The 14,821-nt window shown below is 72.3% G+C and carries 20 protein-coding genes and 1 tRNA gene; 12 read left to right on the plus strand and 9 right to left on the minus strand.

The genetic code is table 11. The annotated features are described in order from the left end of the window. Positions 1-5: 5 nt before the first annotated feature. The 3 genes from L1280_RS11375 to L1280_RS11385 all read left to right on the plus strand — a co-directional run bounded on the left by L1280_RS11375 (position 6) and on the right by L1280_RS11385 (position 2,191). The gene (locus L1280_RS11375; RefSeq protein WP_253582413.1) at positions 6-413 is read left to right on the plus strand and encodes an NUDIX domain-containing protein; all 408 of its coding nucleotides are present in this window, start codon (positions 6-8) and stop codon (positions 411-413) included. Beyond that, positions 410-1,141 carry a bifunctional dihydropteridine reductase/dihydrofolate reductase TmpR gene (gene tmpR, locus L1280_RS11380; protein WP_253582414.1) on the plus strand — a complete coding sequence of 244 codons (732 nt, stop codon included), beginning with the start codon at positions 410-412 and terminating at the stop codon, positions 1,139-1,141. The genes L1280_RS11375 and tmpR overlap by 4 nt, the downstream gene beginning before the upstream one ends. Positions 1,142-1,219: 78 nt before the next feature. Next, on the plus strand, positions 1,220-2,191 hold the full coding sequence (locus tag L1280_RS11385; RefSeq protein WP_253582415.1) for an alpha/beta fold hydrolase: 972 nt from the start codon (positions 1,220-1,222) through the stop codon (positions 2,189-2,191). Between the two features lie 57 nt (positions 2,192-2,248). Here L1280_RS11385 and L1280_RS11390 read toward each other — a convergent pair whose 3' ends face one another. The 5 genes from L1280_RS11390 to L1280_RS11410 all read right to left on the minus strand — a co-directional run bounded on the left by L1280_RS11390 (position 2,249) and on the right by L1280_RS11410 (position 5,975). After that, complete coding sequence (locus L1280_RS11390) at positions 2,249-3,226, minus strand: asparaginase domain-containing protein (RefSeq protein WP_253582416.1); 978 nt, start codon at positions 3,224-3,226, stop codon at positions 2,249-2,251. Beyond that, positions 3,223-3,420, minus strand: a complete 198-nt coding sequence (locus L1280_RS11395; RefSeq protein WP_253582417.1) for a hypothetical protein — start codon at positions 3,418-3,420, stop codon at positions 3,223-3,225. The genes L1280_RS11390 and L1280_RS11395 overlap by 4 nt, the downstream gene beginning before the upstream one ends. Positions 3,421-3,430: 10 nt before the next feature. Further along, positions 3,431-4,360, minus strand: coding sequence for a hydroxymethylbilane synthase (hemC, locus tag L1280_RS11400; protein WP_253582418.1), 930 nt, complete (start codon positions 4,358-4,360; stop codon positions 3,431-3,433). Between the two features lie 83 nt (positions 4,361-4,443). Beyond that, entirely contained in the window at positions 4,444-4,971 is a 528-nt protein-coding gene (locus L1280_RS11405; RefSeq protein WP_253582419.1) for a DinB family protein, read from the minus strand. Then, the gene (locus L1280_RS11410) at positions 4,968-5,975 is read right to left on the minus strand and encodes a tRNA-dihydrouridine synthase (protein ID WP_253582420.1); all 1,008 of its coding nucleotides are present in this window, start codon (positions 5,973-5,975) and stop codon (positions 4,968-4,970) included. Before L1280_RS11410 ends, L1280_RS11405 begins: the two co-directional genes overlap by 4 nt. A 163-nt stretch (positions 5,976-6,138) precedes the next feature. Here L1280_RS11410 and L1280_RS11415 point away from each other — a divergent pair, with 163 nt between their 5' ends. Then, positions 6,139-6,645: a GNAT family N-acetyltransferase gene (locus tag L1280_RS11415; RefSeq protein ID WP_253582421.1), complete on the plus strand. Its 507-nt coding sequence runs from the start codon at positions 6,139-6,141 to the stop codon at positions 6,643-6,645. A 199-nt stretch (positions 6,646-6,844) separates the two neighbouring features. On the opposite strand, the gene L1280_RS11420 is transcribed toward L1280_RS11415, so the two are convergent. The 3 genes from L1280_RS11420 to L1280_RS11430 all read right to left on the minus strand — a co-directional run bounded on the left by L1280_RS11420 (position 6,845) and on the right by L1280_RS11430 (position 8,844). Then, positions 6,845-6,920 (minus strand) — tRNA-Lys (locus L1280_RS11420). Positions 6,921-6,935: 15 nt separating this feature from the next. Beyond that, entirely contained in the window at positions 6,936-8,120 is a 1,185-nt protein-coding gene (locus L1280_RS11425) for a glutamate ligase domain-containing protein (protein WP_253582422.1), read from the minus strand. Positions 8,121-8,139: 19 nt separating this feature from the next. Continuing rightward, positions 8,140-8,844 (minus strand): creatininase family protein, encoded by a 705-nt coding sequence (locus tag L1280_RS11430; RefSeq protein WP_253582423.1) that lies wholly within the window; start codon positions 8,842-8,844, stop codon positions 8,140-8,142. Positions 8,845-8,985: 141 nt separating this feature from the next. On the opposite strand from L1280_RS11430, the gene purE reads away from it, so the two are divergent. Genes purE through L1280_RS11450 form a run of 4 tightly spaced genes read left to right on the plus strand, consistent with a single transcriptional unit; the run spans position 8,986 to position 11,777 of the window. Beyond that, entirely contained in the window at positions 8,986-9,537 is a 552-nt protein-coding gene (gene purE / locus L1280_RS11435) for a 5-(carboxyamino)imidazole ribonucleotide mutase (RefSeq protein WP_253582424.1), read from the plus strand. Further along, complete coding sequence (gene purK, locus L1280_RS11440) at positions 9,534-10,646, plus strand: 5-(carboxyamino)imidazole ribonucleotide synthase (protein WP_371922911.1); 1,113 nt, start codon at positions 9,534-9,536, stop codon at positions 10,644-10,646. Before purE ends, purK begins: the two co-directional genes overlap by 4 nt. Positions 10,647-10,704: 58 nt before the next feature. Continuing rightward, on the plus strand, positions 10,705-11,211 hold the full coding sequence (locus L1280_RS11445) for a hypothetical protein (RefSeq protein ID WP_253582425.1): 507 nt from the start codon (positions 10,705-10,707) through the stop codon (positions 11,209-11,211). Then, positions 11,208-11,777 (plus strand): GNAT family N-acetyltransferase, encoded by a 570-nt coding sequence (locus L1280_RS11450; protein ID WP_253582603.1) that lies wholly within the window; start codon positions 11,208-11,210, stop codon positions 11,775-11,777. The genes L1280_RS11445 and L1280_RS11450 overlap by 4 nt, the downstream gene beginning before the upstream one ends. Before the next feature lie 6 nt (positions 11,778-11,783). On the opposite strand, the gene argB is transcribed toward L1280_RS11450, so the two are convergent. Beyond that, on the minus strand, positions 11,784-12,533 hold the full coding sequence (argB, locus tag L1280_RS11455) for an acetylglutamate kinase (RefSeq protein ID WP_253582426.1): 750 nt from the start codon (positions 12,531-12,533) through the stop codon (positions 11,784-11,786). A 45-nt stretch (positions 12,534-12,578) separates the two neighbouring features. Here argB and L1280_RS11460 point away from each other — a divergent pair, with 45 nt between their 5' ends. From L1280_RS11460 to L1280_RS11475, 4 genes are read left to right on the plus strand one after another with little or no spacing between them, the layout of a single operon-like run. After that, positions 12,579-13,181 carry an NUDIX hydrolase gene (locus tag L1280_RS11460; protein ID WP_253582427.1) on the plus strand — a complete coding sequence of 201 codons (603 nt, stop codon included), beginning with the start codon at positions 12,579-12,581 and terminating at the stop codon, positions 13,179-13,181. After that, the gene (locus L1280_RS11465) at positions 13,178-13,783 is read left to right on the plus strand and encodes a YigZ family protein (protein WP_253582428.1); all 606 of its coding nucleotides are present in this window, start codon (positions 13,178-13,180) and stop codon (positions 13,781-13,783) included. Before L1280_RS11460 ends, L1280_RS11465 begins: the two co-directional genes overlap by 4 nt. Positions 13,784-13,813: 30 nt before the next feature. Continuing rightward, positions 13,814-14,302: a 2-C-methyl-D-erythritol 2,4-cyclodiphosphate synthase gene (ispF, locus tag L1280_RS11470; protein ID WP_253582429.1), complete on the plus strand. Its 489-nt coding sequence runs from the start codon at positions 13,814-13,816 to the stop codon at positions 14,300-14,302. Further along, the gene (locus L1280_RS11475; RefSeq protein ID WP_253582430.1) at positions 14,295-14,756 is read left to right on the plus strand and encodes a tRNA (cytidine(34)-2'-O)-methyltransferase; all 462 of its coding nucleotides are present in this window, start codon (positions 14,295-14,297) and stop codon (positions 14,754-14,756) included. The genes ispF and L1280_RS11475 overlap by 8 nt, the downstream gene beginning before the upstream one ends. Positions 14,757-14,821 lie beyond the last annotated feature (65 nt).

The following is a 14,821-nucleotide window of genomic DNA, read 5'->3' on the forward strand; positions in this document are numbered from 1 at the left end:
TCCCCATGGACAGACCCGTCGTGTGCGTGGGGGCGCTGGTGTGGGGACCGGGAGAGCGCGTGCTGCTGGTGGAAACGACCAAATGGCGCGGCCTGTGGGGCGTGCCCGGCGGCAAGGTGGACTGGGGCGAGACGCTGGAGGCGGCGGTGATCCGCGAGTTCCGGGAGGAGACGGGCCTGGACCTCACCGACCTGCGCTACGCCCAGACCCAGGAGGCCGTCCTCAGCCCCGAGTTCCACAAGCCCGCCCACATGCTGCTGGTGGACTTCTTCGCCCGCACGGCGTCGCTGACGGTCACCCCCAACGAGGAGATCGTGGACTGGTCATGGGCCACGCTGGAGGAAGCCCTGACCCTGCCGCTGAACACCTACACCCGGACGCTGGTGGAGTTGGCCCGCCGGGAAGCGCGATGAGTGAGGCCGCAAAAAAGGGGACGGCCCTCGTTACCGGGGCCGCGCGGGGCATCGGGCGGGCGCTGGCGGTCGCGCTGGCCGGAGAAGGGTACGCGGTCGCCGTCCACTACCGGGGCAGCCAGGCGGACGCCGGGGAGACGGCCCGGCTGTGCGAGGAAAAAGGGGTGCCCGCGACCACCCTCCAGGCCGACCTCACCGACCCGGCGCAGGCGCGGGCGCTGGTGGCGGCGGCGCACGGGGCCTTCGCGGGCCGGGGCCTCGCCGTGCTCGTGAACAACGTGGGCAACTATGTCCACAAGCCGCTGCTGGAAACCACCGACGCCGAGTGGGCCGACATGCTGGGCAGCAACCTGACGGCCACGTTTGCCACCTGCCAGGCGGCCGCACCGCTGATGCGCGAATCGGGCTTCGGGCGCATCGTGAACCTGGGGTATGCGGGCGCCCGGCACCTCGTCGCGCGGCCGGGCATCGTGCCCTACGCGGTGGCCAAGGCGGGGGTGCTGCACCTCTCGCACGCGCTGGGCAAGGTGCTGGCGGGCACAGGCGTCAGCGTGAATGTCGTCTCGCCGGGGGTGATCGAAACCTCGGTCAGCCAGCCCCTGCGCGAGATTCCCGCCGGGCGGGTGGGCACGGTGGAGGAACTGGTGGACGCCGCGCTGTACTTCGTGCGGGCCAGCGATTACGTGACCGGGCAGGAGCTGGAGGTGGCGGGGGGCTGGAACCTGTGAGGGCGTGGAGGTCCCTGGATCAGCCCCACTTGGCCGGGGGCTAACCTCCCTCCCAGAGACGGCCTTTTAAGGTGGTGCATGAAGAAGACGCTCCTCACCGCCGCTGCCGCCCTGCCCGCCGCCTGGCTGGGGTGGACCCTCTTCAGCCGCCTGCGGGTGCCCCATGATCTCCCGCTCCCGCCCGCCGTGGAGGCCGAGCGGCGCACCCTGGAGGGCCGGGCCGGGCGGCTCAACATGTATGTGGCGGGGTCGGGGGCACCCCTGCTGCTGATCCACGGGGTGAACGCGGCGGCGAGCGCCTACGAGGTGCGGCCCCTCTTCGAGCATTACCGCGCCACACGCCGGGTGTACGCGCTGGACCTGCCCGGCTTCGGCTTCTCCGAGCGCTCGGACCGCGAGTACACCCCGCGCCTGATGACAGACGCCATTCACGCCGCGCTGGACGAGATCGCCCGCGAGAGCGGCGAGCCGGTGGACGCCCTGGCCCTCTCGCTGGGCGGCGAGTTCCTGGCCCGCGCCGCCGCCGAGCGCCCGGACCGTTTCCGTTCGGTGGCGCTCGTCACGCCGACGGGCTTCGGCAAGACCGAGCAGTTCTACGGGCCGCTGGGCAGCACGCGGGGTCGTCCCGGCCTCAAGCGGGCCTACGAGCACCCGCTGCTGGGGCAGGCTTTCTACGACGCGCTGGCGAGTGCCCCCAGCCTCCGCTTCTTCCTGAAACAGACCTTCGGCTCCTACGCGGCGGTCGACGAGGGCCTGCTGCGCTACGACTACCCCACCTCGCACGTGCCCGGCGCCCGGCACGCGCCCTTCTCCTTTATCAGCGGCCTGCTGTTCAGCGCGGATATCGACCGGGTGTACGAAGTGCTCTCCATGCCCGTGTGGTTGGCCTACGGCACGAACGACCGCTTCACCGACTTCGGCGACCTGACCAATGTGGAGCGCCGGAGCAACTGGAGCTTCAGCCGTTTCGACACGGGCGCCCTGGTCTACTTCGAACAGCCGGAGCGCTTTTTCGCCGCCTACGACACGTTTCTGGCGGGGCGGGGGTAAAGACAACCAACCTCCTCTGCGTGGAGGGAGTCTCTCTGAACGTCGGGGTGAGGGGCTCTAAAACGCCCCCTCCCTAAACACCTCCCGAATCTCCTCCAGCCCCTGCCCCAGACTCAGCAGCAGCAGGAGCAGCAACCGGGCCTTGTGCGCGTTCAGGAAGCTGGCGGGAATGGCCCCGGCCGCCACCAGGGTCGCGCCGCCGCCGGGGTAGCCGTAGACGGGCAGGATCGGCCCCGCGTGGGTGCGGGTGGCGATCACGACGGGCTGCCCAGCCCCAGCACTCGCGGCGACGAGGGGCAGCAGTTCGGCGGGCAGGTTGCCGGTGCCCAGCGCCGCGATCACCAGCCCGTCGGCGCGGGCGGCGGCCCCTTCGTAGCCTTCGCCCTGCCAGCCCGCGTAGGCATAGAGGATTTCCACGCGGGCGTCCACCCGCGCGGGCGCGTACACCGGCCGCGCTTCCGGCCGGGCGAAGAAGCGCAGGTGGGCCGTCTCCCCCGTCCGGTCGATGCGCCCGATGGGGCCAGGGTAGCCCCCGAAAGCGTCCACCGCGCTGGTGTGGACCTTCGTGACCGTCCGGGCATCGAAGAGATCGCCGCCGAAGACCACCAGCGGCCCGCGCCCGCGCGACTCCGGATGCAGGGCGACGTGGGCCGCGTCCAGCAGGTTGCCGGGACCGTCCCAGGACACTTCCTCGGCGTGACGCATCGAACCCGTCAGCAGGACCGGCACATCGGTCGCCAGGGCGAGGTGCAGGAAGAAGGCCGTTTCCTCCAGCGTGTCGGTGCCGTGGGTGACCACGATGCCGTCCGCGTCCGGGGCCAGCCGCTCGATCAGCCGGGCCAGCTCCAGCATGTGCGCCGGCGTGACGTGCGGGCTGGGAAGGCGGAAGGGCTGATGGGCCGTGACCGTCACCCCCGGCAGCCCCGGCACCGCGGGCGCCTCCTGCGGGGTCAGGCCCGGCCCGCCCGGATCGGGGCGGCTGGCGATGGTGCCGCCGGTGTGGATGACCGCGAGGCGGCGCCCCGCCAAGCTCACTTGCGGCCCCGCACCCGGTCGGAGACGAGAACCCACCCGGCGGCGACCACGAAGATCACCAGCGTGAGGGGCAGCTCGGCGCGGGCCGCCGCTTCGAAGTCCAGGCCCGCGCGGGTGCGTTGCCACACGCCGATACCGAACCAGACCGCCGCCGCGAGCAGGGCGACGGTCAGGACGCGGGGCCACACCTTCAAGGGCCGGGCCTCAGGGCCGGGCGGCGTCGATCAGGGCCGCCGCCCCCTGCGCGAGCATGTCGGCGGCGAGTTCGGCGCCCAGGTCGGCGCACTCGGCGGGGTCGCCGGAGCTGGTCGCGCGGATCACCTTCGAGCCGTCCACCGCGCCCACCCAGCCTTCCAGGGTCAGCACGCCGCCCTTGACGGTCGCGTGGGCGCCCACCGGGGCCATGCAGCCTGCCCCCAGCCCGGCCAGGAACTCGCGCTCGGCGGTCACCCGGTCGTCGGTGAGGTGGTCGTGAATCGCGTAGGCCACCTCGATGGTGAGGTCGTCGTCGGCGCGGGTTTCCAGCGCCAGGGCGCCCTGCCCCGGCGCGGGCAGCAGCAGGTCGGGTTCCACGAACTCGTCGATACGGTGGCGCATCTCGGTGCGGATCAGGCCCGCCGCCGCGAGGATGATCGCGTCGTAGTCGGGGGTCCCCAGCGCCGCGAGGCGGGTGTCGATGTTCCCGCGCAGGTCAATCACTTGAAGGTCGGGGCGGTAGGCCCGCAAGAAGGCCTTGCGGCGGATGCTGCTGGTGCCCACGCGGGCGCCTTCGGGCAGGTCCGCGAGGCGCTTCATGCCCTCCTTGCCGATCAAGACGTCGCGGGCGTCCACCCGCTTGGGAATGGAGGACACCTCCAGACCCTCCGGCTGTTCGGTGGGCAGGTCCTTGAGGGAATGCACCGCGATGTCGATGCGGCTGCCCAGCAGGGCCTCCTCGATCTCCTTGACCCAGAAGCCCCGGTTGCCCTTCTGGGCCATCGCTTCCAGGCTGCCGCGGTTGCGGTCCCCCTGGGTGCTGATGGTCTGGATGCGGAAGTCCGTCTCCGGCCACTCCTCCTTCAAGCGGGCCACCACCCACCGCGTCTGCGCGAGCGCGAGCGTGCTGCCGCGCGTGCCTACCGTCACCGTCCGCATAACCTGGGCAGTATAAGGGCAAGCCCCCCTCCCGGCCGGGACAGGGGTCGCAGTTGGGCTGGGAAGTCCGCCCTGCGCCGGGGTCAGCTCTGGGCCAGGGCAGGCTGGGGCCGCATAAACCGCAGGAAATCCAGCCACGGCGGGGTGTGGCCCAGCATCCGGACCAGCAGGGCGATCTGCGCGGTGTGCCGGACCTCGTGGGTCATGACGTGCCACAGCAGCCCGTCCAGACTGACCGTCTCGCTCTGGGGGTCGTCCTGAATCAGCTTGACGCGGCGCTCCAGGTCGGGGTCACCCTCCAGAAAGGCGCGGCTGCGCTCCTGCACCTCGCTCCCGTACTGGAGAATCCAGCCCAGCGCGTACCCCTCGGCCTGGGGGCGCACCCAATCGTGGGGGTAGCGGGCAGCGACCCCCTGACCGCCCCGCGCCACATCGTGAATCCAGTGGTCCTCCACGTCCACGACGTGCAGCACCAGGTCCTTGATGCACTGAAACCGGTCCCCGCCCTCGATGAGCGGGCGGTTCAGTTCGGCCTCGGGGAGTGCCCGCAGAAAGTTCCACAGCTCCTCGCGTGCGCCGGACAGGTAGGTGTAGTACTCGCGGACATTCATGGGCGCCTCCCAGCATACGCGCCGACCCCTACGGGCGCGGGCGGCGATGAGGCCCCGTCCAGCAGGGGCGCCAGCGCCGCCGCCACGTCCGCCACCGTGTCCACCTGCACGAGAGCGTCGCGCAGTTCGGGATAGTCGGGGAGGTAGCGGGGCAAGACCTTGCGCAGCGGTCGCACGCTGGCGAGCCGGGAGCGGTCGAGGCCGTAGAAGGCGACGTGCAGCTCCGCGTGCCGCAGGGCGGTGCGGGCACGCTCGGCAGCGGGCGGGAAGGCGTCGTCGCCCGTCGCCAGTGCCCGGAAGAGCCAGGGATTGCCCACCGCCCCACGTCCGATCATCACGGCGGCCACCCCCGCTTCCCGCCGCCGGGCGCGGGCCTGCGCGGCCGTCCCAATATCCCCGCTGCCCACCACCGGCACCGGGACCGCCGCCGCCACTCGCGCGATGGCCTCCCAGTCGGCCTCGCCGGTATACCGCTGGGCGCTGGTGCGGCCATGCACGGTGATCAGCGAGGCCCCCGCCGCCGCGAGGCCCTGCGCGATTTCCACGCTGCGGTTCTCATCCCAGCCCAGGCGAATCTTGGCGCTCACGTCGAGCCGGGTGGCCCCGCGCATCGCGGTGATCAACGTGTACGCCACCTCCGGCGTCTGGAGCAGGCAGGCCCCGCCGCGCCCGCGCACCTTGGGGACCGGGCAGCCCATGTTCAGGTCGATGGCAGCGGGGGTAAACCACGCCTCGGCACGGCGCACGGCTTCGGCCAGGATGTCCGGCTCGGCGCCGAAAAGTTGCACCACCCTGTTCTGCTCGCCGGGGTAGGGGCGGCCCAGGGTGAGCTTCTCGGACTCGCCGCCCAGCACCAGGCCGCGCGAGCTGATCATCTCGCTGACGGTCCACAGCGCTCCCTGCTCGGCGGCGAGCTGGCGCAGGGGCGCGTCGCTGTATCCGGCCATCGGCGCGAGGACGGCGCCGGGGGCCTGGAGTCGCCGGGCATAGAAACCGGGGGTCATCCCGGCAGGGTAGCGCACCCACTGCCCCCAGCGGGTGAAGCGAGGCTCAAGCAGGATCTGGAGGGCATTTCACGCTTCCAGCCGGGCAGGGGGGCGTATGCTGCGGGCCGTCCGGTTTCCCTGTTTCACTCTGGTCCCGCCCACCGGACGGGAGGCATGCACCTTGAAGGCGACCCCCCTGGCCCTCCAGCACGCGCCCCTGCTGCACACGCTCTATGCGGCAGCCCCCGGCTATTTCGCTCTGCTCGGCACCCGCGTGCCCACCCCCGCCGAGGTCACGCGCGACGTGGAAATTGCCCTGCTCGACCCCCGGCGCCGCCTCGACCTGCTGCACGACGACGCGGGCGAGTGCGTGGGCAGCCTGGATTACAAACTGCACTACCCCGAAGACGGCGACCTGACCATCAACCTGCTGTTGATCCGCGAAGACTGCCAGTCGCGGGGCCTGGGTGGGCAGGCTGTGCGCGACCTGGAGGCCAGGCTGCCCCCCGGTACGGGCCGCATCCTGGCGAGCGTGCTGGGCGACAACCCACGCGGCGCCCGCTTCTGGGAGCGGCAGGGCTACACCTTCGCGCTGGATGCCCGCCCCGTCATGACCTGGTATGCCAAAGCCCTGGCCGTCCCGGCCCCGCAGCCCGGACGCCGGAGGCTGAGCCTGGCGGGGGACTGACAGCGGTGGCCGGACCAGTTGATGGTTTGGCGCTCAATTGGTCTGGCCCGAGTGGAGCGAGCATCCGTTATGGAGAGCGATCGGAGGGGAGGCGAAGGGCCAAACAGCGCCCCTTCAACCCAACGGAGCACCGCGATGAGAGCACAATTTGCCCTGTGCGATATAGAAAAAAGCCCCGCGCATGGCGGGGCCTCTGGTCTGGTGGGTCGTGTAGGAATCGAACCTACAACCCGCTGATTAAGAGTCAGCTGCTCTGCCAATTGAGCTAACGACCCAGAGCGGAAAGGAGTCTAGCGGCCCGCCCCGCTCCTGTCAAGCAGGCCCCGCACCGCTCCCGCCAGGTACAGGCTTCCCGCCACCAGCAGCGTGCCGCCGGGGGGCGTCCGTGCCAGGGCCAGGGCCAGAGCCTCTTCCACGTCACGTACGGCCGCGCCGCCGTAGCGGGCGCCCAGTTCCTCCGGCGGGGTGGCGGGGTCGCCGGGGGACGTGAAGACGCGCCCTGGGGCCAGCCCCAGCAGCGGCTCCAGCGTGGCCGCCGTGTCCTTGCGGGCGAGGCCGCCAAAGAGCAGCACGTCCGCGCCCCCCGGCAGGCTGGCGGCGAGGGCCAGGGCCGCGTGGGGGTTGTGCGCCCCATCCACCCAGACGGTTTTGCCCTCCGCCTCGAAGCGTTCCAGCCGAGCGGGCAAGGTCGCGTTCAGGGCAGCCTCCACACCCTCCGGGTGGCCCAGCGTTCGCAGGGTGGCGGCGGCCAGCGCTGCGTTGGCCTGCTGGTGCGGCCCCGACAGGCGCGGAGGGTAGGGCACAGCGAACAGGTCGGGGTGGGTGTCCGGGGTGAAGAGGGGGGCGCCGACCTCCCCAGCGACCTCGCGCACGACCGCCAGCGCCTCGCCCGTCGCGGTGGTCAGCAGGGGCACGCCGGGCCGGGCCGCTCCCGCCTTGTCGCGGGCGATGTCCGCCAGGGTCGGCCCCAGGGTCGCCACATGGTCGAGCGCCACGTTGGTCAGCGCCACCGCCCGCACGTCCGTCAGCGCCGCCGTCGCGTCGGAGGCCCCGCCCACTCCAGCTTCCATCACGGCGATCTCTACCCCTTCCTGGGCGAAGACCTGACAGGCCAGTGCTAGGGTGAGGTCGAAGAAGGCCGCGTCCGGCGCCTGTTCCTTGGCCCATTCGATAAAGGTGGCGGTGCGCTCGGGGGCCAGTTCCGCCCCCCCCACCCGGATGCGTTCCTCGTAGCGCTGGAGGTGGGGGCTGGTGAAGCGGCCCACGCGGACCCCGGCGGCCAGCAGCCCGGCTTCCAGCATCGCGCAGGTGCTGCCCTTGCCATTGGTGCCGATGACCCGCACGCTTTCGAAGGCGGCGTCGGGGCGCCCCAGCAGGTCGAGCAGCGCCCGCGCTCCCCCCGGTCCCCGTTCGCGGCCCGCGCGGGTGCGGCCGTAGAGCCACGGGTAGTCGGGCCAGTTGGAATCGGGCGTCATGGGGGGAGGGTAGCGCCCGTCAGGACGCCCAGCCACCCTCCAGCAGTTCCCGCGTCTCCCGCACCGCCTCCCGCCAGATCGCCTCCATCTCGGCGTCGGGCCGCTGGGGCAGACCGCCGAAGTTGCCGTCGCCCAGCAACGCCCGCACCCCCGCCGGGGGAAGCTGCCGCATCCGGGCGAGGTCCACCAGCGGCTTGCGCTCGCCGGGGCCGCTGGCTTCCTCCAGCCGGGTCCAGGGGAAATTCTCCATCCAGCTCGCGTGGCTGGCGAGGGGGTCGGTGGCCTGCACCGCCGCCCAGGTGCGCGGGGCATTCCACCAGTTGTGCCACTGCACCCGCGCGTCGGGGTGCCGCGCCAGCCACTCGCCCAGCCACCCCTGGCCGGGGCTGTTGCCGCCGTGCCCGTTCACGATCAGCAGGCGCCGGAAGCCCTGCGCGTACAGCCCGGAGAGCAGGTCGTCCAGCACGGCGAGGTAGGTTCCCACCCGCAGGCTGACCGTGCCGGGATACGCCGTGAAGGTCGGCGTGATGCCGTAGGGCAGGACGGGGAAGACCGGAATGCCGAGGGGGTCGGCGGCCTCCACGCTCACCCGCTCGGCGAGCAGGCTGTCGGTGGCGAGGCTGAGGCGGGCGTGCTGCTCGGTGCAGCCCAGCGGGAGCACGGCGCGGTCGTCGCGGCGAAGGTAGGCTTCCACGCCCTCCCAGTTCAGGTCCTGTACGCGCATGGGGCAGGATAGGGCCTGCCCAGAAGCCTGCGTTCTGGGCCGAACGGAGTGAGAAGCCAGGAGGGAGGCGGCACGGGGTGGAGTGGCCGCCCAGAACACGCGGCGACGAAGCGGAGTGCCGCCTCCGGCCCAGCGGGTAGGATGCGGGCCGTGACGGATCTTCCGGCGACAGGCGAGACGGGACAGCGGCCCCGCGTGGGCGTGGTGATGGGGTCGCGCAGCGACTTCGGGACGATGGAGGGGGCGCTGGAGCTGCTCGCCCGGCTGGGGGTCACCTACGAGGTCCGGGTCCTCTCGGCGCACCGCACACCGGGACTGCTGGCCTCGTATGCGGCGCGGGCCGAGCGGCTGAACCTCGCCTGCATCATCGCGGGGGCGGGGGGCGCGGCGCACCTGCCGGGGATGCTGGCGGCCTTCACGCGGGTGCCCGTGCTGGGGGTGCCGGTCCAGAGCCGCGCCATGTCGGGCCAGGACAGCCTCCTGAGCATCGTGCAGATGCCCGCCGGAATCCCGGTCGCCACCTTCGCCATCGGGGAGGCGGGGGCGAAAAACGCGGCCCTCTTCGCCGCTGGGCTGCTCGCCACCACCGACCCCGAGGTGCGGGCACGGCTGGACGCCTTCCGCGCGGCCCAGACGCAGGCGGTGCTGGACGAGCCCTTCTTCGACGGCCACCCGCAGGCGGGGGCACAGTGAGCGCTCCGTCCCGCACCCTCGGCATCCTGGGCGGCGGGCAGCTCGCGCAGATGCTGGCCCTGGCCGCGTTGCCCCTCGGCGTGCGCTGCGTGGTGCTGGAACCCGACCCCCAGGCCCCCGCCCGCCTGTGCGCCGAGCACCTGCTGGCCCCCTACACCGACCCCACCGGGCTGGAGCGGCTGGCCGCCTGCGACGCGGTGACGCTGGAGTTCGAGAACGTGCCGGTGGAGGCTCTGGCCGCGCTGGAAGGCCGCGTTCCCGTGCGGCCCGGCGGTGCCCTGCTGGCCCGCTCCAAGCACCGTGCCCGCGAGAAGGAGGCACTGCGGGCGGCGGGAGTGCCCACCGCGCCCTTCGTGGAGGTGCGGGGGGAGGCGGACCTCGCCGGGGCGCTCCCCCAGGTCGGTGGGCGTGGCCTGCTCAAGACCTCTGAACTCGGCTACGACGGCAAGGGGCAGCGCCGGGTGGGAAGCGAGGAGGAGCTGCGGGCAGCGTGGGCCGAGCTGGGGAGCGTGCCCTGCGTGCTGGAGGGGCTGGTCCCCTTCGAGCGGGAGGTCAGCCTCGCCGTGGCCCGCAACGCGGCGGGCGCGGTGGCCTTCGGGCCGCTGGTGGAGAACGTGCACCGGGACGGCATCCTGCGGACCAGCGTGTGGCCCGCCGCCGTGCCCACCGGGACGGAGGCACAGGCCCGCGCCCTGGCCGGGGCGGTCGCCCAATCCTGGGGCCTCGAAGGGCTGCTGACCCTGGAGTTCTTCGCGCTGCCGGGCGGCGAGCTGCTCGCCAACGAGGTCGCCCCCCGCGTTCACAACTCCGGGCATCTCACCCAGGACGGGGGCGGGGTCAGCCAGTTCGGGGCGCAGGTGCGGGCGGTGCTGGGCCTGCCGCTGAGCGACTGGGCGCCCCTCTACCCCACCGCGATGGTGAATGTGGTGGGTACGTCAGACGGGCGAGAACCCGACTGGGCGGCCATTGACGCGCTGCCGGGCACCCGGATTCACCTCTACCACAAGGCCACGCGGCCGGGGCGCAAGGTGGGGCACGTGAACCTCGTCGCGCCGGACATGGACACGCTGCGCGACCGGCTGGGGCGGCTGGAGGCGCTGATTCCCTGAAGGGGGAGCACCCCCAAGTCTGCCCCGCCGCGCCGGTGGGCGGGCTTAGACTGGCCGCATGAGACGACTGCTGGCCCTGGCCGCGCTGCTGCTTCCCACCGTTCACGCCGCGCCGAGCGTGCGGGCGCCCAACCTGGCGGTGCTCAACCAGGGCCAGATCCTGTGTTACGACGCCATCGTGGAGATTGACCGCAAGGAGGACGCGGCCAAGGTGGGGCGGGCCGAGGAGCAGATCGCGGCGGCCCTCAAGGGGCTGGGGCTGCGGGCGCAGGAGTTCGACGCGGCCGAGCGCTGCCACCGGGTGCTGAGCTTTACCTTCGAGATGGACAACGTCGGGGCGCCCATGCTGTACAAGGCGTCGCTGGAACTTCAGAGCCTGATGGCCTACGACGGCGACGTGAACACCAACATCGTCACCGTCTGGGAAGCAGAGCACTGGGGCGCCGACCGCGGCGAGATCACCCCCGCCCGCGTGTCGAGCATCTTCAGCGAGGTGCTGACCGAGGAGTTGCAGACCTTCAAGGACGACTACCGCAGCCTCGCATCGGCCGGGAAGCGCACCTGATCCCGCTCCTCCCCACCGAACTCCGCACCCCCCGGCTGCTCCTGCGCCCGCCGCACCCTGGCGACGCCGCCGCCCTGCACGCGGCGGTGCAGGCTTCGCTGCCCGAGCTGCGGCGCTGGATGGTCTGGGCGCAAGACCCCCTTGACCTCGCCGGGACGGTGGAGAACCTGACCCGCGCGGCCGCCGCCTACGCGGCGGGCGAGAACCTGCGGCTGCATGTCTGGAGCGCGGACGGACGTGATTTCATCGGCAGCAGCGGCTACCACGCGCTGGACTGGCGCGTCCCCAAGGGCGAGATCGGGTACTGGATCGCCACCGGGCACGCCGGGCAGGGCTACGCGACCGAGGTGGCCGGGGCCTTGACCGACTTCGCCCTGCGCCCCCAGGGGGAGGGGGGCCTGGGCTTTCGCCGCCTGGAAATTCGCACGGATGCCCGCAACGGGCGCAGCGCCCGCATTCCCCGCGCCCTGGGGTACACGCTGGACGCGACGCTGAAGAATGACGCCGTGGCGGCGGATGATCCCAGTCAACTGCGGGACACGCTGGTCTTCAGCCGGGTGCGCTGAGGCCGCTCAGGGCGTGAGCCGCGTTCCCGCCTCGCCCCGTGCCGCCGCCGCGAGCACTCCCTCCCGCATTCCGCTGGCGATCACAGCGAAGGGCGCCCCGGCGTCCAGCGCGTCCAGCGCCGCCCGCACCTTGGGAATCATGCCGCCCGCGATCCAGCCGTCCGCGATGCCCGCCTCCGCCCCCGCGCGGGTGAGGTGGGGTACGAGGCTCTCCGGGTCGGGGTAGGCGCGGTAGATACCGTCCACGTCGGTCAGGAAGACGATGCCCTCCCCCAGCGCCCCGGCCACCGCCCCCGCCGCCGTGTCCGCGTTGACGTTCAGCGCTTCCCCGTCCGGCCCGACCGCGACGCAGCCCACCACCGGGGTGAGTCCGGCGCCGATCAGGGTCCGCAGCAGCGCCCCATTTACCCCGGTCACCCGGCCCACCCGTCCCAGCGCGGGGTCGAGCACCTCGGCCTGCAGCAACTCGCTGTCGCGACCCATCAGCCCCACGGCGGCCCCGACCTCCTGACTGAGCTGTTTATTGAGCTGACACAGCGCCATCTCCACCACGTCCATCGCCTCCGGCGAGGTCACCCGCAGCCCCCCCCGGAATTCTGAGGAAATGCCGCGTGCTCCCAGTTCGCGCTCGATGACCGGGCCGCCGCCGTGCACGACCACAACGGGGACCTCGGTGCGGAGAGCGGCGATCTCGCCCGCCACGGCGCGGCGCAGCGCCTCACTCTTCATGGCGTTGCCGCCGTACTTGACGATCACGGGAGGCAGTGTAGCGGCGCGCGGCCTCTGCGCTAGCCTGCCCCCATGACCCCCCCACCGCCGCCGGAACACCCCAACTGGGCCGCGCTCGTGCCCGGCGGGGTGCAGCCCTGGAAGACGCTCTCCTCGCGGGTGCTCGTGGACGGCTTCCGCGTGGTGCTCGAAGACCGGGTGCAGACTCCCTCGGGGGCGGAGGTGCGCTACCAGTACCGCCCGAGGGGTCCCCGCGCCGTCTTCGTGCTGCCGGTGACCGAGGCGGGCGAGGCCGTGCTGATCCGGCAGTTCCGCTACCCGCTGGGGGCCACCGTCTGGGAGGTCGTGGCCGGGGGCGTCGAGCGCGGCGAGGACCTGCTGGAGGCCGCCCGGCGCGAACTGGCCGAGGAAGTGGGCGGCGTGGCGGGGGAATGGATGCCCCTCCCCGCCTTCTACCCGCAACCCAGCATCAGCGGGGTGGTCTTTTACTCGCTGCTGGCGCTGGGCGTGCGGCTGGGCGACACCGCCCACGAGGACAGCGAGGTCATCGAGCGGGTGACCCTGCCCCTCCCCGAGGTCTACCGGATGCTGGAGGCGGGCGAGATTCACGACGGTCCCAGCAGCCTGACCCTGTGGCACGCGCGGCGCCCTCTGGAGGAGCGCGGCCTGCTGTGACCGAGCTGCCCGCGCCCTTCACCACCCTTGCGGGACCGCACCGCCACGACGCGGTGACCCTGAACAGCGAGTTCCTGGCCTTCGCGGAGCGTGCGGACACCCCGGAGGAGGCCCTCGCACACCTCGCCGCCCTGCGGGAGCGCTACCCCGGTGCCACCCACCACTGCTGGGCCTACCGCATTGGCCCTGCCTACCGTTTCAGCGACGACGGCGAGCCGGGCGGGACGGCGGGCGCCCCCATCCTGCGGGCCATCGAGGGGCAGGGAGTGGACCACGTGATGGTCGCCGTCGTGCGCTTCTACGGCGGCGTCAAGCTGGGCACGGGCGGGCTGGTCCGCGCCTACGGGGGCACCGCCGCCGAGTGCCTCCGCACCGCGCCCCGGCTGGAGGTGCGGCCCCGGCAAAAGCTGACCGCGCGGGTCCCCTTCGAGCACCTCAGCGTGCTGTACCACCTGCTGGGGACCTTCGACACCGCGCGGGGCGAGGAGACGTACACGGCGTCCGGCGTCGAACTGACCGTGGAGGTGTACCCGGAGGAAGCGGGCGCCTTTGCGGCGGCGCTGCGGGACGGGACCCGGGGAGCCGGAGAGGTGGAGGGCTGACGACTGACTGCTCCCCGCTATCCTCCCCCCATGACCTCCCCCCTTCCCTACCGCATCGGCTACGGCGAGGACGCGCACCGACTGGAAGAAGGCCGCCCCCTGGTCCTCGGCGGCGTGCCCATTCCGCACGCCGAACGCGGCGCAGTCGCCCACTCGGACGGCGACGCCGTGCTGCACGCGGTCGCGGACGCCCTGCTCTCGGGCCTCGCGCTGGGGGATATCGGGCACTACTACCCGGACACCGCCGCCGAGCACGCGGGACTGGACTCGCGGGTGATCCTCCGGGACAGCCTCGCCCTGGTGCGGGAGTGGAAGTACCGCCCGGCAAATGTGGCCCTGGTCGTTACCCTCGACCGCCCCAAGCTGGGGCCGCTGCGGGCCGAGATCACCCGCACGGTGGCGGGGCTGCTGGAGTTGCCCGAAACGGAGGTCGGCGTGAGTTTCAAGACCTCCGAGGGGCTGGCCCCAGACCACGTGCAGGTGCGCGTGACCGCGCTGCTGGTGCGCGACCGTGAGTGATCCTCTCCTCCACGTCGTCCTGTACGAACCGGAAAAGGCCGGGAACGTCGGCAACGTGGCCCGCACCTGCGCCGTGCTGGGGGCCGAGCTGCACCTGATCCGGCCCTTCGGCTTCCACCTGCACGACCGCGAATTCCGCCGCGCGGTGATGGACTACCTGGAGGGCGTGACGCTCCACGAGCACGCGAACTGGACCGCGTATCAGGCCAGCCTGCCCCCTGACGCGCGGGTGTGGGCCTTTTCCACCCACGCCACCACGCTGCACACGCGGGCGGGCTTCCGGCGGGGCGATCACCTGCTGTTCGGCCCGGAGTCGCGCGGGCTGCCCGTCTGGCTGCGGGAGGGCCTGCCCACCCTGAAGCTTCCTCAGCCCGGCGGGGGCCGCAGCCTGAATCTGGCCGTGGCGGCGGGAATAGCGGCGTTCGAGGCCGGACGGCAGATCGAGGGCTGGTGAGGGAGCAGGTGCGCCCTCTGGCCCCGCACGGCGGGCGGTAGGCCATTCGAATCATTTCGACGTTC

The organism is Deinococcus sp. HSC-46F16 (genome assembly GCF_024171495.1).
Classification (GTDB): domain Bacteria; phylum Deinococcota; class Deinococci; order Deinococcales; family Deinococcaceae; genus Deinococcus.

Coding starts and splice junctions, on each gene's coding strand:
- L1280_RS11375 (WP_253582413.1), top strand. CDS start 6: ATGGACAGACCCGTCGTGTGCGTGGGGGCGCTGGTGTGGGGACCGGGA.
- tmpR (WP_253582414.1), top strand. CDS start 410: ATGAGTGAGGCCGCAAAAAAGGGGACGGCCCTCGTTACCGGGGCCGCG.
- L1280_RS11385 (WP_253582415.1), top strand. CDS start 1,220: ATGAAGAAGACGCTCCTCACCGCCGCTGCCGCCCTGCCCGCCGCCTGG.
- hemC (WP_253582418.1), bottom strand. CDS start 4,360: ATGCGGACGGTGACGGTAGGCACGCGCGGCAGCACGCTCGCGCTCGCG.
- L1280_RS11405 (WP_253582419.1), bottom strand. CDS start 4,971: ATGAATGTCCGCGAGTACTACACCTACCTGTCCGGCGCACGCGAGGAG.
- L1280_RS11410 (WP_253582420.1), bottom strand. CDS start 5,975: ATGACCCCCGGTTTCTATGCCCGGCGACTCCAGGCCCCCGGCGCCGTC.
- L1280_RS11425 (WP_253582422.1), bottom strand. CDS start 8,120: ATGACGCCCGATTCCAACTGGCCCGACTACCCGTGGCTCTACGGCCGC.
- L1280_RS11430 (WP_253582423.1), bottom strand. CDS start 8,844: ATGCGCGTACAGGACCTGAACTGGGAGGGCGTGGAAGCCTACCTTCGC.
- purE (WP_253582424.1), top strand. CDS start 8,986: ATGCGGGCCGTGACGGATCTTCCGGCGACAGGCGAGACGGGACAGCGG.
- L1280_RS11445 (WP_253582425.1), top strand. CDS start 10,705: ATGAGACGACTGCTGGCCCTGGCCGCGCTGCTGCTTCCCACCGTTCAC.
- L1280_RS11460 (WP_253582427.1), top strand. CDS start 12,579: ATGACCCCCCCACCGCCGCCGGAACACCCCAACTGGGCCGCGCTCGTG.
- ispF (WP_253582429.1), top strand. CDS start 13,814: ATGACCTCCCCCCTTCCCTACCGCATCGGCTACGGCGAGGACGCGCAC.